This window comes from Streptomyces sp. NPDC045778 (assembly GCF_056431945.1).
Window position 1 is genome coordinate 276,937 of the sequence record NZ_JBWKJZ010000006.1, and the last position, 20,646, is coordinate 297,582.

Annotated in this window: 14 protein-coding genes; 6 read left to right on the plus strand and 8 right to left on the minus strand. The window is 71.7% G+C overall.

The genetic code is table 11. The features are described from left to right. Positions 1-45: 45 nt before the first annotated feature. Both dnaJ and hrcA read right to left on the minus strand, forming a co-directional pair. Entirely contained in the window at positions 46-1,182 is a 1,137-nt protein-coding gene (gene dnaJ / locus AC07GB_RS10655; protein ID WP_478843680.1) for a molecular chaperone DnaJ, read from the minus strand. After that, positions 1,183-2,199: a heat-inducible transcriptional repressor HrcA gene (hrcA, locus tag AC07GB_RS10660; RefSeq protein WP_478843682.1), complete on the minus strand. Its 1,017-nt coding sequence runs from the start codon at positions 2,197-2,199 to the stop codon at positions 1,183-1,185. Between the two features lie 258 nt (positions 2,200-2,457). On the opposite strand from hrcA, the gene AC07GB_RS10665 reads away from it, so the two are divergent. Next, positions 2,458-3,213 (plus strand): MBL fold metallo-hydrolase, encoded by a 756-nt coding sequence (locus tag AC07GB_RS10665; RefSeq protein ID WP_478843684.1) that lies wholly within the window; start codon positions 2,458-2,460, stop codon positions 3,211-3,213. A 56-nt stretch (positions 3,214-3,269) separates the two neighbouring features. Next, complete coding sequence (locus AC07GB_RS10670; protein WP_478843686.1) at positions 3,270-4,091, plus strand: DUF3097 domain-containing protein; 822 nt, start codon at positions 3,270-3,272, stop codon at positions 4,089-4,091. A 31-nt stretch (positions 4,092-4,122) separates the two neighbouring features. Here the strand turns inward: AC07GB_RS10670 and hemW are convergent, their stop codons facing one another. Next, on the minus strand, positions 4,123-5,349 hold the full coding sequence (gene hemW / locus AC07GB_RS10675) for a radical SAM family heme chaperone HemW (protein ID WP_478843688.1): 1,227 nt from the start codon (positions 5,347-5,349) through the stop codon (positions 4,123-4,125). 46 nt (positions 5,350-5,395) lie between these two features. Then, positions 5,396-7,348 carry a SpoIIE family protein phosphatase gene (locus AC07GB_RS10680; RefSeq protein ID WP_478843690.1) on the minus strand — a complete coding sequence of 651 codons (1,953 nt, stop codon included), beginning with the start codon at positions 7,346-7,348 and terminating at the stop codon, positions 5,396-5,398. 923 nt (positions 7,349-8,271) lie between these two features. On the opposite strand from AC07GB_RS10680, the gene AC07GB_RS10685 reads away from it, so the two are divergent. Next, entirely contained in the window at positions 8,272-12,498 is a 4,227-nt protein-coding gene (locus AC07GB_RS10685) for a HAMP domain-containing protein (protein ID WP_478843823.1), read from the plus strand. After that, positions 12,488-13,072, plus strand: coding sequence for a response regulator (locus AC07GB_RS10690; RefSeq protein ID WP_478843692.1), 585 nt, complete (start codon positions 12,488-12,490; stop codon positions 13,070-13,072). Before AC07GB_RS10685 ends, AC07GB_RS10690 begins: the two co-directional genes overlap by 11 nt. 62 nt (positions 13,073-13,134) lie before the next feature. Here the strand turns inward: AC07GB_RS10690 and AC07GB_RS10695 are convergent, their stop codons facing one another. Together AC07GB_RS10695 and lepA are read right to left on the minus strand one after the other, a co-directional pair. Beyond that, a complete protein-coding gene (locus AC07GB_RS10695; RefSeq protein WP_478843694.1) occupies positions 13,135-15,024 on the minus strand; it encodes an AMP-dependent synthetase/ligase in 1,890 nt (629 codons plus the stop codon). 333 nt (positions 15,025-15,357) lie between these two features. Next, positions 15,358-17,220, minus strand: coding sequence for a translation elongation factor 4 (lepA, locus tag AC07GB_RS10700; protein ID WP_478843696.1), 1,863 nt, complete (start codon positions 17,218-17,220; stop codon positions 15,358-15,360). A gap of 201 nt (positions 17,221-17,421) precedes the next feature. Here lepA and rpsT point away from each other — a divergent pair, with 201 nt between their 5' ends. Then, the gene (gene rpsT, locus AC07GB_RS10705) at positions 17,422-17,688 is read left to right on the plus strand and encodes a 30S ribosomal protein S20 (RefSeq protein ID WP_242717949.1); all 267 of its coding nucleotides are present in this window, start codon (positions 17,422-17,424) and stop codon (positions 17,686-17,688) included. A gap of 582 nt (positions 17,689-18,270) precedes the next feature. Here the strand turns inward: rpsT and holA are convergent. Beyond that, positions 18,271-19,257: a DNA polymerase III subunit delta gene (gene holA, locus AC07GB_RS10710; RefSeq protein WP_478843698.1), complete on the minus strand. Its 987-nt coding sequence runs from the start codon at positions 19,255-19,257 to the stop codon at positions 18,271-18,273. A gap of 90 nt (positions 19,258-19,347) precedes the next feature. Here holA and AC07GB_RS10715 point away from each other — a divergent pair, with 90 nt between their 5' ends. Further along, positions 19,348-19,593 carry a hypothetical protein gene (locus AC07GB_RS10715; protein ID WP_478843700.1) on the plus strand — a complete coding sequence of 82 codons (246 nt, stop codon included), beginning with the start codon at positions 19,348-19,350 and terminating at the stop codon, positions 19,591-19,593. Between the two features lie 3 nt (positions 19,594-19,596). Here AC07GB_RS10715 and AC07GB_RS10720 read toward each other — a convergent pair whose 3' ends face one another. Next, positions 19,597-20,499, minus strand: a complete 903-nt coding sequence (locus AC07GB_RS10720; protein WP_478843702.1) for a YceI family protein — start codon at positions 20,497-20,499, stop codon at positions 19,597-19,599. Between the last annotated feature and the right edge of the window lie 147 nt (positions 20,500-20,646).

Below are 20,646 nucleotides of genomic sequence, written 5' to 3' on the forward strand. Positions count from 1 at the left end.
CCCCAGGTGCCGAGCAACCGGGAAGCCGGGCCCACCCGTCAAGCGCTAACGCCCGTTGAACGCGTCCTTCAGGCGGGAGAACAGGCCCTGCTGCCCCGGCTGGAACTGACCCGTGGGCCGCTCCTCGCCGCGCAGCTTCGCCAGCTCCCGCAGCAGCCGCTCCTGCTCGGCGTCCAGCTTCGTGGGCGTGAGGACCTCCACGTGCACGATCAGGTCACCGCGTCCGCCGCCCCGCAGATGCGTGACGCCGCGCCCGTGCAGCGGGATCGACTGCCCGGACTGCGTGCCGGGCCGGATGTCGACCTCCTCGACGCCGTCGAGCGTCTCCAGCGGCACCTTCGTACCGAGCGAGGCCGCCGTCATCGGAATGGTGACGGTGCAGTGCAGATCGTCGCCGCGCCGCTGGAAGACGGCGTGCGGCAGCTCGTGGATCTCCACGTAGAGGTCGCCGGCCGGGCCACCGCCCGGGCCGACCTCGCCCTCGCCCGCGAGCTGGATCCGCGTGCCGTTGTCGACACCCGCGGGGATCTTCACCGTGAGGGTGCGCCGCGAGCGGATCCGGCCGTCGCCCGCGCACTCGGGGCACGGCGTGGGCACCACGGTGCCGAAGCCCTGGCACTGGGGGCAGGGCCGCGAGGTCATGACCTGGCCGAGGAAGGACCGCGTGACCTGGGACACCTCGCCGCGGCCGCGGCACATGTCACAGGTCTGCGCGGAGGTGCCGGGCGCGGCACCCTCGCCGGAGCACGTCGTGCAGACGACGGCCGTGTCGACCTGGATGTCCTTCGTCGTGCCGAAGGCCGCCTCGTCCAGCTCGATCTCGAGGCGGATCATGGCGTCCTGGCCGCGGCGGGTGCGCGAGCGCGGCCCGCGCTGCGACGCCGTACCGAAGAACGCGTCCATGATGTCCGAGAAGTTGCCGAAGCCACCGGCTCCGAAACCGCCCGCGCCCGCGCCGCCCGACTGGGACAGCGGGTCGCCACCGAGGTCGTAGACCTGCTTCTTCTGCGGGTCCGAGAGGACCTCGTAGGCCGCGTTGATCTCTTTGAAGCGCTCTTGCGTCTTGGGATCGGGATTGACGTCCGGGTGCAGCTCGCGCGCGAGCCGCCGGAAGGCCTTCTTGATCTCGTCCTGGGACGCGTCGCGGCGCACGCCGAGTACGGCGTAGTAGTCCGTGGCCACTTACGACTCCGCCAGGATCTGTCCGACGTAACGTGCCACTGCGCGTACTGCTCCCATCGTTCCCGGATAGTCCATGCGGGTCGGTCCGACCACGCCTAGCTTGGCCACTGCCTCGCCTCCCGAACCGTAGCCGACGGAGACCACGGACGTGGAGCTGAGTCCCTCGTGGGCGTTCTCATGACCGATCTTCACGGTCATGCCCGAATCCGTAGCCTCACCAAGCAACTTGAGGAGGACGACCTGTTCCTCCAGGGCCTCGAGGACCGGCCGGATCGTGAGAGGGAAGTCATGTCCGAAGCGGGTGAGATTGGCCGTTCCGCCGATCATCATCCGCTCCTCGTTCTCCTCGACCAGGGTTTCGAGGAGGGTGGACAGGACCGTCGCCACCGTGGCCTGGTCCTCCTTGTCGAAGGACTCGGGCAGGTCCTGGACGAGCTGCGGCACGTCCGTGAACCTGCGGCCCGCGACCCGGCTGTTGAGCCGGGCCCGCAGGTCCGCGAGTGACGTTTCCCCGAACGGCGCCGGGCAGTCGATCAGACGCTGCTCGACCCGGCCCGTGTCCGTGATCAGCACGAGCATGAGCCGGGCCGGGGCGAGCGCGAGCAGTTCCACGTGGCGCACCGTCGACCGCGTCAGGGACGGGTACTGCACCACGGCGACCTGCCGGGTCAGCTGCGCGAGCAGCCGCACCGTACGGCCCACGACGTCGTCCAGGTCGACGGCGCCGTCCAGGAAGTTCTGAATCGCGCGGCGCTCGGGGGAGCTGAGCGGCTTGACGCCCGCCAGCTTGTCCACGAACAGCCGGTAGCCCTTGTCGGTGGGGATGCGCCCGGCGCTGGTGTGGGGCTGGGCGATGAACCCTTCCTCCTCCAGCGCCGCCATGTCGTTACGGACCGTGGCCGGAGAGACCCCCAAGTGGTGACGCTCGGTGAGCGCCTTGGAGCCGACGGGCTCCTGGGTGCCTACGTAGTCATGGACGATGGCGCGGAGCACCTCGAGCCTGCGTTCACTGAGCATCGCGCACACCTCCAGCTCTCTTCCCTCGTCCTGAGCCCCCGCGGCGGCCCCACCCTGGCACTCACCACGCGCGAGTGCCAACCTTCATCGAGTCAGTGTACGGCCGTCGGGTACAGCCCCGGCAAGGGCCGACTCCTTTACTCATGCCCACGTGTGGCCCGTGCCACCGGCCCGGTCGCGCCCGCACGCCGGGCCACCCGTCCGCTGCCCGCGACGGGCGGCGGCGTTAGCGTCACCGTATGGCGTTAGCGTCACCGTATGGACGTAAGCGCGACACCGGCCCCGGACTGGCGGGGCGCGGGCTGGGAGCCGCTCACCTCGCGGGTGGGGCGGCGCCGGCTCCCCGTGTGGGACTGCACGGCCGGCCTGGTCGTCGGCGACGAGGCCGCCCTGATGATCGAGGCCGGGTCCAGCCTGCGGGAGGGCGCGCTCCTGCGCGCCGAGGCCCGGCGGCTGCTCGGCGGGGGCCGCCGTGTGACCCATCTCGCGCTGACCCACCCGCACTTCGACCACGTGCTCGGCGCGGCGGCCTTCGCCGGGGTCGAGGTGTTCGGCGCGGTCGGCGTCGACGCCGTGCTCGACCGGGACCGCGAGGGCCTGCGCGGGGACGCCGTCGCCCACGGCCTGGACGCGCGCGCCGCCGCCGAGGCCGCCGACCTCCTGGTGCTCCCGCGGCACCTGGTGTCCGGGGAGCGCACCCTCGACCTGGGCGGCGTCCAGGTGCTCCTGGCGAACGTCGGCCCCGGCCACACCGGCCACGACCTGGCCGTCCTGGTGCCGGGCCACGACCCGGGCGAACCCGATGTGGTCTTCTGCGGCGACCTCGTGGAGGAGTCGGGCGAACCCCAGGCGGGCGCCGACGCGGTCCCGGGCCGGTGGCCCGCCGCGCTCGACCGGCTGCTCGGCCTCGGCGGAGCGGACGCCCGCTACGTGCCCGGGCACGGGGCGGTCGTCGACGCGGCGTTCGTACGGGCGCAGCGGGAGGACCTCGCGGTCCGGTTCGGGGTGCGGTGAGCGGCGCGGGCACGTCCCCGTGACGGGACATCACCCCATGCCATAACGTCTGTCGAATGCGCAGCTACCACCCGGACCTCACCCCGCCGTGGAAGAGGTCGGCCCCCGTCCCCGAGGTCCCCGCCGAAGCCGACCTGGTGGTGGAGGAGGTCGGGACCGGATTCTGCGGCGCGGTGATCCGCTGCGAGAAGACCGCCGAGGGCCCGACGGTGACCCTGGAGGACCGCTTCGGCAAGCACCGGGTGTTCCCGATGGCACCGCGCGGCTTCCTCCTGGAGGGCAAGGTCGTCACGCTGGTCCGCCCCAAGGCCCAGGCGGCTTCGCGGCCCGCGCGCACCGCGTCAGGATCGATCGCCGTCCCCGGGGCGCGGGCGCGGGTGGCGCGCGCCGGGCGCATCTATGTGGAGGGGCGCCACGACGCGGAGCTTGTCGAGAAGGTGTGGGGCGACGACCTGCGCATCGAGGGCGTCGTCGTCGAGTACCTGGAGGGCATCGACGACCTCCCGGCGATCGTCGCGGAGTTCGCGCCCGGCCCCGACGCGCGCCTCGGCGTCCTCGTGGACCACCTCGTCCCCGGCTCGAAGGAGTCCCGGATCGCGGCCGAGGTCTCCAGCCCGCACGCGCTGGTGGTCGGACACCCGTACATCGACGTCTGGGAGGCGGTGAAGCCGTCGTCCCTGGGCATCGAGTCCTGGCCCCGCGTGCCGCGCGGCCAGGACTGGAAGACCGGGGTGTGCCGGGCCCTGGGCTGGCCGGAGAACACCGGGGCGGCCTGGCAGCGGATCCTGGGCTCGGTACGCAGCTACAAGGATCTGGAGCCGGCGCTGCTGGGCCGCGTGGAGGAACTGATCGATTTCGTGACGGCCCCCGTCCCGTAGCCCCCGGCGCGGGCCTCGGGCCACCAGGCCCTCAGTCCACCAGGTCCCGCACCACCGCGTCGGCCAGCAGGCGGCCCCGCAGGGTGAGCACGGCCCGCCCCTTCTCGTAGGGCCCGGGCGCCAGCAGGCCGTCCGCGAGGGCGCGCCGCGAGGCCGCGAGGCCTTCGGTGCGCAGCAGGTCCAGCGGGCAGCCTTCCCGCAGGCGCAGTTCGAGGAGGATCCGCTCCACCCGCCGGTCCTCGTCCGCCAGCAGCTCGCGGCCGGCCCCCGGCGAGCGCCCCTCGGCGAGGGCGGCGGCGTACGCGCCCGGGTGCTTCACGTTCCACCAGCGCACGCCCCCGACGTGGCTGTGCGCGCCGGGTCCCGCGCCCCACCAGTCGGCACCCCGCCAGTACAGCTCGTTGTGCAGACAGCGGCCCGCGTCCGACGTGGCCCAGTTGGACACCTCGTACCACTGGAATCCGGCGGCCGACAGTGCCTCATCGGCGATCAGGTAGCGGTCGGCGTGCACGTCGTCGTCCGTCATGGGGACCTCGCCGCGCCGGATGCGGCGGGCGAGCTGCGTGCCCTCCTCGACGATCAGGGCGTACGCGGACACATGGTCGGGCCCGGCGCCGATCGCGGCGTCGAGGGAGGCCCGCCAGTCGTCGTCGCTCTCGCCGGGGGTGCCGTAGATCAGGTCGAGGTTCACGTGGTCGAAGCCCGCCGCGCGGGCCTCGGCGACGCAGGCCTCGGGCCGCCCCGGGGTGTGCGTGCGGTCGAGGATCTTCAGGACGTGCTGCCGGGCGCTCTGCATGCCGAAGGAGACGCGGTTGAAGCCGCCCTCGCGCAGGGCGCTCAGATACGCCGGGTCGACCGACTCCGGGTTCGCCTCCGTGGTGATCTCCGCGTCGTCGGCGAGGCCGAACTCGTCGCGGACGGCGCTCAGCATCCGCACCAGGTCACCGGCGGCGAGCAGCGTGGGCGTGCCGCCGCCGACGAAGACCGTACGGACCGGGCGCGGGTCGTCGCCGAGGACCTTGCGGGCCAGGCGGACCTCTTCGACGAGGGTCTCGGCGTAGTTGTCGCGGGAGGCGAGGACGCCGCCGGTGCCGCGCAGCTCGGGGGCGGTGTAGGTGTTGAAGTCGCAGTAGCCGCAGCGCGTGGCGCAGTACGGGACGTGCAGATAGAAGCCGAGTGGGGCCGTACCGCCCAAGGCGGACGCGGGGAGCGACCCGTCCTGGGGCACGGGTTCTCCATCGGGCAGGGCGGAAGGCATACCTCCCATTATGGGCCCGCCCCGCCCGCCCTCCTCCGCCCCCGTATCAGCGGGCCTGAAGCACCAGAAGGGCCAGGTCGTCGTCCGGCGGCTGCGTCGAGAACTCGTGCACGAGGCGGCGGATCCGCTCCGCCACGAGCCCCGCGTCGAGCCCCGCGCAGTCGGCGAGCGCCTTGGCGAGGCCGTCGCCGTCGTCGAAGAGACGCCCGCCGGCGCGGCGCTCGGTGACCCCGTCCGTGACGCACAGCAGCGTGTCACCGGGGAGCAGGTCGAAGGTCCGGCTCGTGTACGTCTCGTCGTCGACCACCCCGAGGAGCATCTGCGGCCCGGCTGCGGGCCGCACCTGGCCGTCGGCGCCCAGGAGCAGCGGCAGCGGGTGCCCGGCGCACGCCACGGTGCAGCGCACCCCGCCCTCGTACGGCACCAGCTCGCCGTACAGGAGGGACAGGAAGCGCGCGGTGGCGCCCTCGGGCGGCACGCCCTGGCCGCCCGCGACGGCCATGACGGCGGCGGCCGCGTCGGCGGCCTCGGTGGCGTCGTCGAGGAGGAGCTGGTTCAGGCGGTCGAGGACCTCGGCGACCTGGTAGCCCTCGCGGGCGAGCAGCCGCAGCCAGGGGCGGGCGAGGCCGATGACGACGGCGGCCTCGGGGCCCTTGCCCTGGACGTCGCCGAGGGCGAAGCACCAGCGGCCGTGGCCTGCGGGGAACACGTCGTAGAAGTCGCCGCCGGGACCGCCCTTCTCGCGCGGCTCGTACACGACGCCGCTCTGTACGCCGGGGATCTCCGCGACGGCGCTCGGCAGCAGGCCGCGCTGGAGGACCTGGCTGATGGTGGCCTGGCGCTGGTAGCGGCGGGCGGCGCTGATGGCGAGGGCGACGCGGCGGCTGAAGTCCTCGACGAGGCCGGTGACCTCGTCGGGGAAGCGCGGCAGTCCGGCCCGGCCGATGACCAGGGCGCCCAGCAGGCGCCCGCCCGCCACCAGGCGGTAGGCGACGGCGGCGCCGGTGGAGTCGCCGCCGAAGGCGTCGCCGGGCCAGGACACCGGCACCGCGCCGGGGCCCGCCGTGTCGGCGAGGACCGGTGGCTCCTTCTCCAGGACGCGGCGCAGCTCCTCTATCCGCTGTTCACTGGTGTGCCAGACGCGCGCGAGGTGCGTGCCGGGCGCGCGGGCACCGGCGGTGCGCCCGGCGCTGTCGGCCTCGTCGTCGAGCCACACCGCGCACCAGTCCGCGAGCCGCGGCACGAGGAGCTGCCCGGCGAGGGCCGCGACCAGGTTCTCGTCGAACTGCCCCGCGAGCATGTCGGACGCCTCGGCGAGGAACGTGAGCGCGCCCCTGTTGATCCACTCTGTGTCGTGCGTGGCGCGCTTGGGGGCGGGGGCGAGGATCTCGGCGGCGCGGAGCCCGCGCTGGACCGCCGTCTCGTCGGCGTACGCGTCGAGGCCGGAGAGGCCGGGGAGGTCGGTGGGGATCCGCTCGCTGTCCACGGGGAGCCGCGCCCAGACCGTCTTGGTGCCCGAGCGGTAGGTGATGCCCCAGGACTCGGCGAGGGTGGCGACGAGTTGCAGGCCGCGGCCGTACTCGGGCGTGCCGGGCTGCGGGGTGCGCGGCTCGCTGCGTACGGCGCGCGCCGGGTGGTGGTCGGAGACCTCCACGACCAGGGCGTCGAGGCCGTCGAACCCGTCGAAGCCGGTGAGGGGGCCTTCACCCGGCACCGCCTCGTCCAGGCGGCACAGCACCTCGACGGACGTGCCCGCGTGTACCACGGCGTTCGTCACCAACTCGCTGACCAGGAGCACCGCGTCGTCCGCGAGCCGCTCGCCGATCCGCGCCGCGGCGGGCACGGCGAGGTCCACCCAGTCGGCGAGGGCCGCGCGGACGAAGCGGCGCGCGGCGGAGGGCGCGAGCGGGTTCCCGGGCAGGGACGTGCGCACCACCGTCGGTGGCCCGGGGCGTGAAGCGGGCTCGACGGAGGCGTGGACAGCGGTCTCCCGTTGCATCGGAATGGCCCCCACAGTGCGGCTCCTGAGCAGTTCGGACGTTACGCCTCAGGCGACACGGACAGAGTGACAGACTGACTGGGCCCATAAGCACCGAGTTACCGAAGTGGGCCATCATGAGTGAGAACAGTGCTACGCCCGCGCCGGGACACGGTCAGATTCCGGCATCGGCAGACATGTCGATATCCACATCCGCCCGGTCTCCGGCCCCGGCCCCGGCCCCCGCCCCCGCGGAGGCGGCCGGTCCGCTTCCGCCCGCCGCCACCACCGCCACCACCGTCGCCGCCGTCGCCACCACCGTCACCGGCGTCGCTCCGGATACGGGGAGCACCGCGGGTGCCGTGCAGGGGGCGGGGGCCTCGGAGAACGCAGGGGACTCAGAGACCTCGAGCCGCGCAGGGCTCTCGGAGCCCTCAGGTGTCTCAGGTGTCTCGGAGCCCTCAGGTGTCTCGGAGCCCTCAGGTGTCTCAGGTGTCTCGGGGCCCACAGGTCCCCCAGATCTCTCAGGGCTCTCAAACGCCACAGACCCCCTGAACCCCTCACACACCTCAACCACCGCAGCCCCCTCGGCCCCCTCGGACCCCTCGGACCCCTCGGACACTCGCATGGCATCGCCCGGCCAAACGCCGCCCCGCCCCGCGGCCAGTACGCCGCCGTCGGCTCCGCCCGCACCACCACCGGCCGCCGCCGCCGAGGGCGAGGAACCCGGCAAGGCGGCGCGCACCGCCCGCGCCCGCCGTGCCGCCCCGGCCCCCGTCTCGGCCGCCTCCGCCCCCCGCCGCTCCCCCACCGCGCGCGCCAAGCTGCCCGCCCCCGCCGGGACCCCGGCCGTGGAGGCGCTGCCCGGCGCCGGTGCCCCGGCCGCCGCGCCCGCCGGGCTCTCCGAGGCCGACGCCGCCAGCCTGCGGGCGCTGCTCGCCGCCATGCGGGCCGCCCGCGACGGGAACTTCTCCAAGGCGCCGCTGGCCGGCTCGGGCCTGGCGGCCGAGCTGATCACCGTCTTCAACGAACTCGTGGACCGCTCCACGCACTTCGACGGCGAGCTGATCCGCGTGCGCAGGGAGATGGTCCGCCACGGACGGCTCGACGAGCGGTTCACGGCCAGCCCGGGCCAGGGCAGCTGGGCCACGAGGATCATCGAGGTGAACTCCCTCCTGGAGTCCCTGGTCGCACCCGCCACGAACGCGACGCGGGTCCTGAACGCCGTCGCGGGCGGCGACCTCACCCAGCGCGTCGACCTGCACGACGGCTCACGCGAGCTGCGCGGCGACCTGCGCCGGCTCGGACGCGCCGTCAACACGATGGTCGATCAGCTCTCCCTCTTCACGGGGGAAGTCACGCGCGTCGCCCGGGAGGTCGGCACCGAAGGCAGGCTCGGCGGCCGCGCCAAGGTCAGGGGCCTGTCCGGCAGCTGGCGTGACGTGACGGAGGCCGTGAACACGATGGCCTCGCGCCTGACCGCGCAGGTACGCGACATCGCCCTCGTCACCACGGCGGTGGCGCAGGGCGACCTGACCCGCACCGTCACGGTCGAGGCCACCGGTGAACTCCTCGAACTGAAGCTCACCGTGAACACCATGGTCGAGCAGCTGTCCGCGTTCGCCGCCGAGGTCACGCGCGTGGCCCGCGAGGTCGGCACCGAGGGCAGGCTCGGCGGCCGCGCCCAGGCGCGCGGTGTGTCGGGGGTGTGGAAGGACCTCACCGACAACGTCAACTTCATGGCGTCCAACCTCACCTCGCAGGTCCGCAACATCGCCCAGGTCACCACCGCCGTCGCCAACGGCGACCTGAGCCAGAAGATCACCGTGGACGCGCGCGGCGAGATCCTGGAGCTGAAGGACACCGTCAACACGATGGTCGACCAGCTCTCCGCCTTCGCCGACGAGGTCACCCGCGTCGCCCGCGAGGTCGGCACCGAGGGCAACCTCGGCGGCCGCGCCCACGTACGCGGCGTGTCCGGGGTCTGGAAGGACCTCACCGACAACGTCAACTTCATGGCGGACAACCTCACTTCGCAGGTCCGCAACATCGCCCTGGTGTCGACCGCCGTCGCCCAGGGCGACCTGTCGAAGAAGATCACCGTCGAGGCCAAGGGCGAGATCCTGGAGCTGAAGTCGACGATCAACACGATGGTCGACCAGCTCTCCGCCTTCGCCGACGAGGTCACCCGCGTGGCCCGCGAGGTCGGCACCGAGGGCAACCTCGGCGGTCAGGCGCAGGTGCGCGGCGTCAGCGGCGTATGGGAGGAACTGACCGACAACGTCAACTTCATGGCGTCCAACCTCACCTCGCAGGTCCGCAACATCGCCCAGGTCACCACGGCCGTCGCCAACGGCGACCTGTCCAAGATGATCACGGTGACGGCGCGCGGCGAGATCCTGGAGCTGAAGGACACCGTCAACACGATGGTGGAGCAGCTGCGCGCCTTCGCCGCCGAGGTGACCCGCGTGGCCCGCGAGGTCGGCACCGACGGCCGCCTCGGCGGCCGCGCCCAGGTCCTCGGCGTCTCGGGCGTCTGGAAGGACCTCACCGACAACGTCAACTACATGGCGGACAACCTGACCGGCCAGGTGCGCAACATCGCCCAGGTCGCGACGGCCGTCGCCCAGGGCGACCTGTCGAAGAAGATCGACGTGGACGCGCGCGGCGAGATCCTGGAGCTGAAGACCACCATCAACACGATGGTGGACACCTTGTCGTCCTTCTCGTCGGAGGTGACACGCGTCGCCCGCGAGGTCGGCTCCGAGGGCCAGCTCGGCGGCCAGGCCCGCGTCGAGGGCGTGTACGGCACCTGGAAGCGCCTGACCACGAACGTGAACGAGCTGGCGCTGAACCTCACCACGCAGGTCCGCGCCATCGCCGAGGTCGCGTCCGCCGTGGCGCAGGGCGACATGTCCCGCTCCATCACCGTCGAGCCCCGGGGCGAGGTCGCCGAGCTGAAGGACAACATCAACCTGATGGTGTCCAACCTGCGCGAGACGACCCGCGCCAAGGACTGGCTGGAGTCCAACCTCGCCCGCCTCGCGGGCCTGATGCAGGGCCACCGCGACCTGATGGAGGTCGCCGACCTGATCCTGCGCGAGCTGACCCCGCTGGTGAACGCCCAGTACGGCGCGTTCTTCCTGGCCAACCCCGACGCCGACGGCACCGCCCCGCTCCAGACCTCGCCCGCCAAGGGCCTCGCCTTCATCGCCGGCTACGGCTCCGCCCAGGACACCGGCACGGAGGAGCAGGGCTTCCTCGTCGACACCACCGGCATGCCCGCGCACGGCCTGGTGCGCCAGGCGGCCCTGGAGAAGAAGCGCATCCTCCTGGACGAGGTGCCGCCGGACTACATCAAGATCCATTCGGGTCTCGGTGACGCCTCGCCCGCGAGTGTCGTGATCATCCCGATCCTCTTCGAGGACAAGCTGCTCGGCGTGATCGAGCTGGCCACCTTCTCCCGCTTCTCCGACGTCCACCTGGCGTTCTTCGACCAGTTCGTGAACACCATCGGCGTCGCCATCAACACGATCATCGCCAACTCCCGTACGGAGTCCCTGCTCAGCGAGTCGCAGCGGCTCGCCACCCAGCTCCAGGAGCGCTCGGACGAACTCCAGCGCCAGCAGGCGGAGCTGCGCCGCTCCAACGCCGAGCTGGAGGAGAAGGCGGCGCTGCTCGCCACCTCCTCGCAGTACAAGTCGGAGTTCCTCGCGAACATGTCGCACGAGCTGCGCACCCCGCTGAACTCGCTGCTCATCCTCGCCCGGCTGCTCTCCGACAACCCCGACGGCCACCTCTCCGACCAGGAGGTGCAGTTCGCCACCACCATCCACCGCTCGGGCTCGGACCTGCTCCAGCTGATCAACGACATCCTCGACCTGTCGAAGATCGAGGCGGGCCGCATGGACGTACGCCCGAAGAAGCTGCCGCTGATCAAGGTCCTGGACTATGTGCACGCCACGTTCCGGCCGCTCACGCTCGACCGGGGCCTCGCCTTCGACGTGACCGTCGGCCACGACGTGCCGCGCGAGATGTTCTCCGACGAGCAGCGCCTCCAGCAGATCCTGCGCAACCTCCTGTCGAACGCGGTCAAGTTCACCGCCAACGGCCGCGTCGAGCTGAGCGTGCAGCACGTCAAGCACTCCCCCGACCCGCTGCTCAGCGACCGCGGCGACCTCATCAGCTTCACCGTGAGGGACACCGGCATCGGCATCCCGCCCGAGCAACTCCCGGTGATCTTCGAGGCGTTCCAGCAGGTCGACGGCACCACCAACCGCAAGTACGGCGGCACCGGGCTCGGCCTGTCCATCAGCCGCGAGATCGCGGGCCTGCTCGGGGGCCGCATCACCGCCGAGTCCCGCCCCGGCGAGGGCTCCGTCTTCACGCTGTACGTGCCCGTGGTGCACCCCGGCCACGGCGCGGCGGCCGTGGCGTACGCGTCCTCGCGCACACTCCCGGCGCCCGAGCCCGGGGAGCAGATGCCGCTGTCGGCGCACACGATGCCCGCGGCCCCCGAGACCGAGGACAACTGGCCCGCGCCGACCAAGCTGGAGGCGTGGAAGGAGGGGCAGGCGGGCCGGGTGCTCCCGGGCCGCCGGGTGCTCATCGTCGACGACGACATCCGCAACGTCTTCGCGCTCACGCACGTCCTCAGCCGCGTCGGCCTGGTGGTCCTGTACGCGGAGAACGGCCGCGAGGGCATCGAAACCCTGGAGCGCAACCCCGACACCGACCTGATCCTGATGGACATCATGATGCCGGAGATGGACGGCTACGAGACCATCGCCGCCATCCGCCGCTCACCGCGCTGGACGGGCCTGCCCATCGTGGCCCTGACCGCCAAGGCCATGCCCGGCGACCGCGAGAAGGCCATCTCGCAGGGCGCCACCGACTACGTCCCGAAGCCGGTGGACGTGGACCAGCTCCTCACCGTCGTCTGCGCCCTCCTGGACCCCGAGAGCCAGCCGGCGGAGCCCAAGGAGTCCGCTTCCCCGCGGACCGCCAGGCCGGTGGAGACCGTCGGCCCCCCGGAGGCGGCCGAGCCCCCGGAAGCCGTCGGCGGGACACCCGCGGGAACCGCCGACGCGGAGCCGCGCGGCACGCGGCACTCGACGGAAGCCCGCGATTCCGCCGACGACCGAGTGAGGCACCGTCACCATGAGCACTGAGGCCACCACCGGCGACCACGCGAGCATCCTCCTCGTCGACGACATGGAGGACAATCTCGTGGCGCTGGAGGCCGTCCTGGGGTCCCTGAACGAACCGCTGGTCCGCGCCCGCTCGGGGGAGGAGGCGATGAAGGCCCTGCTGCGGCAGCGGTTCGCCGTGGTCCTCCTCGACGTGCGGATGCCGGGCATGGACGGCTTCGAGACCGCGTCCAACATCAAGCGCCTCGACCAGACGAAGGACGTGCCGATCATCTTCCTGACAGGCACCGACAACGACGCGGGCTACGCCTTCCGCGGCTACGCGACAGGCGCGGCGGACTACCTCACCAAGCCCTTCGACCCGTGGGTGCTGCGCGCGAAGGTCACCGTGTTCCTGGAGCTGCACCGCAAGAACCAGCAGCTGGAGCAGGTGCTGGCGCGCGAGCAGGAGGACTTCGACGAGCTGTCGCTGCGCCTCGCCGCGGTCGAGCGGCAGCTGGCGGACCGGGGCTTCGACGACATGACGGACGTACGCCGGCAGATCGCCCGCATGGAGGAGATCCTGCGGGAGATGCGGCGCGTACGGAGCGCCTGAGCGCCCCCGGCCGGCCCGGCCCCGGGTGGGCGGGGGCGCTCAGGCGCTCCGTACGCGCCGGCTCAGGCCTCGCGCGCGCCCGCGTACATCTCCTCGATCAGGTCCTTGTACTGCCGCTCCACGACCGGGCGCTTGAGCTTCAGGCTCGGCGTCAGCTCGCCGTGCTCGACGTCGAGGTCGCGCGGGAGCAGCTTGAACTTCTTGAGGGTCTGCCAGCGCTGGAGGCCCTCGTTGAGCTGCTGGACGTACCCCTCGATGAGGGCGACGGTGGCCGGGGCCGCGACGACCTCCGCGTAGCTCTTGCCGTCCAGGCCGTTCTCCTTGGCCCAGCCCATGATGGCGGCTTCGTCCAGGGCGATGAGGGCGGAGCAGAAGTTCCGGTCGGCGCCGAGCACCAGGATGTTGGAGACGTACGGGCACACGCCCTTGAACTGGCCCTCGACCTCCGTGGGCGCGACGTACTTGCCGCCGGAGGTCTTGAACAGGTCCTTCTTGCGGTCGGTGATCCGCAGATAGCCGTCCGCCGACAGCTCCCCGATGTCGCCGGTGTGGAACCAGCCGTCGGACTCCAGGACCTCGGCGGTCTTCTCGGGCAGCCCGTGGTAGCCCTCCATGATGCCGGGGCCGCGCAGCAGGATCTCGCCGTCATCCGCGATCCGCACCTCGGTGCCGGGCAGCGGCTTGCCGACGGTCCCGGTGCGGTAGGCCTCACCCGGGTTCACGAAGGAGGCCGCGGAGGACTCGGTGAGTCCGTACCCCTCCAGGATGTGGATCCCGGCGCCCGCGAAGAAGTAGCCGATCTCCGGGGCGAGCGCCACCGAGCCGGAAACGGCGGCCCGCAGCCGCCCGCCGAACGCCTCGCGCAGCTTCGCGTACACGAGCTTGTCGGCGATCTTGTGCTTGGCCCCGAGGCCGAACGGCACCGAGGCCACGCCGGTCCTGCGGAAGTTGTCCTGGCTGGTCTTCGCGTACTCGCGGGCGACGTCCGCCGACCACTGGAAGATCTTGTACTTGGCGTTGCCGCCGGCCCGGGCCTTGGCCACGACGCCGTTGTAGACCTTCTCGAAGATGCGCGGCACGGACGCCATGTACGTCGGCTGGACCACCGGCAGATTCTCGATGATCTTGTCCACGCGGCCGTCGACGGCGGTGACGTGCCCCAGCTCGATCTGCCCGCTGGTGAGCACCTTGCCGAAGACGTGCGCGAGCGGCAGCCACAGGTACTGCACGTCCTCGGCCGAGAGCAGGCCGGTGGCCGCGATGGCCTTCGCCATGTACGACCAGTTGTCGTGCGGCAGACGCACGCCCTTGGGGCGGCCCGTCGTCCCCGAGGTGTAGATGATCGTCGCGAGGTGGTCGGCCCTGATCGCCTCGATGCGCTGCTTGACCGCGTCCGGGTTCTTCTCCAGGTGGGCGGCGCCGCGCGCCTCCAGGTCCGCGAGGCTGAGCACCCACCCCTCGGGATCGTCGTCGGCGGGCTCGACGCCCTGGGTGTCGAAGACCACGACGTGCTTCAGGTCGGGCAGGTTCGCCCGCTGCTCGCGCGCCTTGACCAGCTGCTCGGCGTTGTCGGCGATCAGGACCCGGCTGCCGGAGTCGGCGAGGATGAACGCGGACTCCTCCGCGTTGGTCTGCGGATAGACCGTCGTGGTGGCGGCGCCCGCGCACATGATGCCGAGGTCGGCGAGGATCCACTCGATGCGGGTGGCCGCGGCCAGGGCGACGCGGTCCTCGGGCAGCAGCCCCAGATCGATGAGCCCCGCCGCCACGGCGTAGACGCGCTCGGCGGCCTGGGCCCAGCTCAGCGACTTCCAGTCGTCAGGACCGGCGCCGGAGGCCGCGGGGACCGGGTAGCGGTAGGCCTCGGCCTCCGGGGTCGCCGCCACGCGCTCCAGCAGGAGGTGCGCCACCGAGGGCGGTCGGTTCTCGATCAAGGTCAGTGTGTCGCTCACGACATCCTCCGGGCCCGCGACGGTGCGTCCTACTGGCTGGCTGCGTGTGGCTTACTGGCTGGCTGCGTGTGGCTGCTGCGCTCCGATGCCACTCCAGGCACGTTGTTTAACTTGCGAGTAACCTCCGAGCAGTGATCAGGGTAGAGGCCGGACGCCCCGCCATGTAAGGGGCTGCTGCCTGTCACTTTCTACAGAACGGGGCGGTAGCCTCACTGCCGCCCCGGGCCGGTGAGGGTGGCGCGGCGGCCGTCCCGGCAGACGAAAAGCGCTCGTCCGGGCGACGGACGAGCGCTTTCCACACAGCGGGGAACCCGGCCGGGGCCGGGCGGGCGGCTACTTCTTCTTGGCGCCCTCGTCGCTGGAGAGCACCGCGATGAAGGCCTCCTGGGGGACCTCCACGGAGCCCACCATCTTCATCCGCTTCTTGCCCTCCTTCTGCTTCTCCAGCAGCTTCCGCTTACGCGAGATGTCACCGCCGTAGCACTTGGCGAGGACGTCCTTGCGGATGGCGCGGATGGTCTCGCGGGCGATGACCCGCGAGCCGATGGCCGCCTGGATCGGCACCTCGAAGGCCTGCCGCGGGATCAGCTCGCGCAGCTTGGCCACCAGGCGCACGCCGTACGCGTACGCGGCGTCCTTGTGCGTGATCGCCGAGAACGCGTCGACCTTGTCGCCGTGCAGCAGGATGTCGACCTTGACCAGGCTGGAGGACTGCTCGCCGGTGGGCTCGTAGTCCAGCGAGGCGTAACCGCGCGTCTTGGACTTCAGCTGGTCGAAGAAGTCGAAGACGATCTCCGCGAGCGGCAGCGTGTAGCGGATCTCCACGCGGTCCTCGGAGAGGTAGTCCATGCCGAGCAGCGTGCCGCGCCGGTTCTGGCACAGCTCCATGATCGAGCCGATGAACTCCGACGGCGCGAGGATGGTCGCCCGCACGACCGGCTCGAAGACCTGGTCGATCTTCCCCTCGGGAAACTCACTCGGATTGGTGACCGTGTGCTCGGTCCCGTCCTCCATGATCACGCGGTAGACCACGTTCGGCGCGGTGGCGATCAGGTCGAGCCCGAACTCCCGCTCCAGGCGCTCGCGGATCACGTCCAGGTGCAGCAGGCCGAGGAAGCCCACGCGGAAGCCGAAGCCGAGCGCGGCGGAGGTCTCCGGCTCGTACACCAGGGCGGCGTCGTTGAGCTGGAGCTTGTCCAGCGCGTCGCGCAGTTCCGGATAGTCGGAGCCGTCCAGCGGATACAGGCCCGAGAAGACCATCGGCTTGGGGTCCTTGTACCCGCCGAGGGCCTCGGTGGCGCCCTTGTGCAGGGAGGTGATCGTGTCACCGACCTTGGACTGCCGCACGTCCTTCACGCCGGTGATGAGATAGCCCACCTCACCCACGCCGAGGCCGTCGGCGGCGAGCATCTCGGGCGAGTTCGTCCCGATCTCGAGCAGCTCGTGCGTCGCGCCCGTCGACATCATCCGGATCCGCTCACGCTTGTTGAGCTGGCCGTCGACGACACGTACGTACGTCACGACGCCCCGGTACGAGTCGTACACCGAGTCGAAGATCATCGCGCGGGCGGGCGCGTCCGCGACACCGACGGGCGCGGGGACCTCGGCGACGACCCGGTCGAGCAGCGCCTCGACGCCGAGACCGGTCTTCGCGGAGACCTTGAGGACGTCCTCCGGGTCGCAGCCGATGAGGTTCGCCAGCTCCTCGGAGAACTTCTCGGGCTGGGCGGCCGGCAGGTCGATCTTGTTGAGCACCGGGACGATCTTGAGGTCGTTCTCCATCGCCAGGTACAGGTTGGCGAGGGTCTGCGCCTCGATGCCCTGGGCGGCGTCGACGAGCAGGATCGTCCCCTCGCACGCGGCGAGCGAGCGCGAGACCTCGTACGTGAAGTCCACGTGGCCCGGGGTGTCGATCATGTTGAGGATGTGGGTCGTGCCCTGGTCCGGGCCCTCGGTGGGGGCCCAGGGCAGACGCACCGCCTGGGACTTGATCGTGATGCCGCGCTCTCGCTCGATGTCCATGCGGTCGAGGTACTGGGCGCGCATCTGGCGCTGCTCGACCACACCGGTCAGCTGGAGCATGCGGTCGGCGAGCGTGGACTTGCCGTGGTCGATGTGCGCGATGATGCAGAAATTGCGGATCAGAGCCGGGTCGGTACGGCTCGGCTCGGGCACATTCTTAGGGGTCGCGGGCACGCAGGGTCCTGTCTCTTGAGGCGCCTTATGCCTCGGGTCGGATCGATACGTAGCCTCCATGGTCCCACGGGTGGGCCGCGCCCATCGGTTTGGGCCGCCCGCGGGACGGCTGGTACCGTGGTCAGCTGTGTCTCGTAGCCCTCTCAGCGCGAGGCGCATGTCAGAGAAACCAGCGGTACCTGAACCTGAAAAGGCTCTTTCGTGGCGAACATCAAGTCCCAGATCAAGCGGAACAAGACCAACGAGAAGGCGCGCCTGCGCAACAAGTCGGTCAAGTCCGCCCTCAAGACGTCGATCCGCAAGACCCGTGAGGCCATCGTCGCGGGCGATGTCGAGAAGGCCACCGTCGCGCTGCGCGACGCCAACCGCAAGCTGGACAAGGCCGTCTCCAAGGGCGTCATCCACAAGAACCAGGCCGCCAACAAGAAGTCGGCGCTTGCTTCGAAGGTCGCGTCCCTCCAGGGCTGAGTCCTTCTGGACCGAACCTGATGTAACCGCCGGCAGGACCCAGAGCGGGCCCTCTCTCATCCGCTCCCGACCGGCACCTCGAGCTCGCACGCGGCCTGCGTTCGCCACGCGGGTGCGAGCTCAACACCCAGCACAACCGAAGGCCCCGCGCCTCACCCCTTCCCCGGGGCGAGAGCGGGGCTTTTCGGCTTGGGGCTTGCTCGGGGCTGGGGGCCTGGGGGCGGGGGTCTGGGGCCTGGGGCCGGGGGCCTGGGGCCGGGGGCCTGGGGCCTGGGGCCTGGGGGCGGAGCCCCCAGTTTCGGGAAGGGGCGGGATTGGGGAAAGAAACCCCCGCCGCGACGGCGAGCAACCAGAGCACACGGGATCGGCGGTGCCGAACTCACCACCACGCCGGGTGGGCAGGCGCCGGGCGCAGCCGGCCGGGCGGCACGGGCTCGACCGGAGCGTGGCCCAGCGCGGACGGGCGGGCTCGGGCCGGAGCGGCTCCCGGGCTCGCCTGGAGCGTGGCCCGACGCCTGCGGGCGGGCTCGACCGGGCAGTGGGCGGGCGCGGGCGCGGCGGCGGGGTGGGGCCCGTGTGGGGTCAGGGGCGGCGGGTGCGGGCGGCGCGGGCGACGGCGACGACCGCCTTCTCCAGGGCGTACTCAGGGTCGTCCCCCCCACCCTTCACCCCCGCGTCAGCCGCCGCGACAGCGGCAAGAGCCACGGCCACCCCGTCGGGAGACCACCCCCGCATCTGCTGCCGCACCCGGTCGATCTTCCAGGGCGGCATCCCCAGCTCCCGCGCCAGGTCGGCGGGCCGCCCGCCCCGGGCGGAGGACAGCTTCCCGATGGCCCGCACCCCCTGCGCGAGCGCGCTCGTGATCAGCACGGGCGCGACCCCGGTGGCCAGCGACCACCGCAGCGCCTCGAGGGCCTCGGCGGCCCGCCCCTCCACGGCCCGGTCGGCCACGGTGAAGCTGGAGGCCTCGGCCCGCCCGGTGTAGTACCGCCCGACGACCGCCTCGTCGATGGTCCCCTCGACGTCCGCGACCAGCTGCGCCGCGGCGGATGCCAGCTCCCGCAGGTCACTGCCGATCGCGTCCACGAGGGCCTGGCAGGCCTCCGGCGTCGCCGCGCGCCCCAGCGTGCGGAACTCCCCGCGCACGAACGCGAGCCGGTCCGCCGGCTTGGTCATCTTGGGGCAGGCGACCTCCCGCGCCCCGGCCTTGCGGGCCGCGTCGAGCAGGCCCTTGCCCTTGGCGCCGCCCGCGTGCAGGAGCACGAGGGTGATCTCCTCCACGGGCGCGCCGAAGTACGCCTTCACGTCCTTGACCGTGTCCGCCGACAGGTCCTGCGCACCGCGCACCACCACGACCTTGCGCTCGGCGAACAGCGACGGGCTGGTCAGCTCCGCGAGCGTCCCGGGCGCCAGCTGGTCCGGGGTGAGGTCCCGCACATCGGTGTCGGCGTCCGCGGCGCGGGCCGCCGCGACCACCTCCTGCACGGCGCGGTCGAGCAGCAGGTCCTCCTGCCCCACGGCTACCGTGACGGGCGCGAGCGGGTCGTCTTGTGCGTTCTTCCTGGCCATCGCGGTCAAGCATCCCACGCGCCACCGACAGCGGGCCGCGCGGCGGGGACCGCGCCCGGACCCCGGCCGCCCGTGGGTGAGAATGGCCAGGTGACCGACGTACGACATGTCCTGGTGCTGCCCGACCGCGACGCCGCGGAAGAAGTCGCCGAAGAGCTTCCCGACCGCTTCCAGGTGGCCGAGGAGCCCCAGCTCGTCCGCGACGCGCTGGCCGGCGAGGACGACGCCGAGGACGCCCAGTGGCTGGTCGTCGTCGAGGACCCCGAGCGGCGCCTGGACCCGGCGGCGCTCGACGGCCTCGCCGCGGAGTACGAGGGCTGGCTGGAAGCCCCCTGAGCCCTACGCCGCCGCGGCCGCGGCGGCGCTCTTCGGCACCACCTGGATGTCCAGCTCGATGGTGATGCTGGCGCCGACCGCGGCGATGCCCCGGGCCAGCATGGTCTGCCAGGTGATCGTGAAGTCGTCGCGGTGCAGCTCGGTCGTCGCGCGGCAGGCCGCGCGGGTCTCACCCTGGATGCCCTGCCCGACGCCCAGGTACTCGGTGTCGAGCGTCACCGTCCGCGTCACACCGTGCAGCGAGAGCGCGCCGGTGATCGCCCACCGGTTGCCGCCCTTGTGCACGAACCGGTCCCCGTAGAACTCCATCGTCGGGAACCGCTCCACGTCCAGGAAGTCACCGGACCGCAGATGGTCGTCGCGCATCTTCACGGCCGTGTCGATGGACGCGGCGTCGATCACCACGTGCATCGCGGAGTCCTCCATCCGCTCGGCGAGCCGGATCGCCCCCGCGAACGTGTTGAACCGTCCGTGGATGCGCGCAAGCCCGATGTGCCGCGCCGTGAACCCGATCGTGGAGTGCATCGGGTCGACGTCCCAGTCCCCCGGCTCCGGCAACGTCGGCAGCTGCGCCACCTGAAGCGTCACATCACCCATCGAGGCGTGCGCGGCCTCGGTGACCGTCACGTTCGCCCGGTACGGCGTGAACCCCTCCGCCGACACCGCGATCCGGTACTCCCCCGCCGGAACCGTCGTCACGAACGACCCGAACGGGTCCGTCCCTCCACCGACGACCTTGCGCCCCATCGTGTCGGTGACGGACAGCTCCGCGTGCCGCACCGGCTCGTTCACGGGGTCGAGCACCCGGCAGCTCAGCACCCCCGCGCTGGGTGGGACCACCACCGCCGACAGCGGCCCGGACCGCCCTCCCCGGCTCATACGGTTTCCCAGCCAACGGCCGAACACTGCGACACACCCCCGCGGGCCTTGACAACATACCGAAGAGGCATTCGATCACCGTTGCGGCATTCGATGCAAACGCACCCCCTTCAACATGAACATTGCAAAAACAGGAGAACTGATCGGACTGTCCGGCTGACCCGAATTGATCTC

What these genes read in the sequence shown, in the direction of transcription:
- AC07GB_RS10680 (WP_478843690.1), bottom strand. Translation starts at nt 7,348, where the DNA reads ATGCAACGGGAGACCGCTGTCCACGCCTCCGTCGAGCCCGCTTCACGC.
- AC07GB_RS10685 (WP_478843823.1), top strand. Translation starts at nt 8,272, where the DNA reads ATGCGGGCCGCCCGCGACGGGAACTTCTCCAAGGCGCCGCTGGCCGGC.
- AC07GB_RS10690 (WP_478843692.1), top strand. Translation starts at nt 12,488, where the DNA reads ATGAGCACTGAGGCCACCACCGGCGACCACGCGAGCATCCTCCTCGTC.
- hrcA (WP_478843682.1), bottom strand. Translation starts at nt 2,199, where the DNA reads ATGCTCAGTGAACGCAGGCTCGAGGTGCTCCGCGCCATCGTCCATGAC.
- AC07GB_RS10665 (WP_478843684.1), top strand. Translation starts at nt 2,458, where the DNA reads ATGGACGTAAGCGCGACACCGGCCCCGGACTGGCGGGGCGCGGGCTGG.
- holA (WP_478843698.1), bottom strand. Translation starts at nt 19,257, where the DNA reads ATGGCCAGGAAGAACGCACAAGACGACCCGCTCGCGCCCGTCACGGTA.
- hemW (WP_478843688.1), bottom strand. Translation starts at nt 5,349, where the DNA reads ATGCCTTCCGCCCTGCCCGATGGAGAACCCGTGCCCCAGGACGGGTCG.
- AC07GB_RS10670 (WP_478843686.1), top strand. Translation starts at nt 3,270, where the DNA reads ATGCGCAGCTACCACCCGGACCTCACCCCGCCGTGGAAGAGGTCGGCC.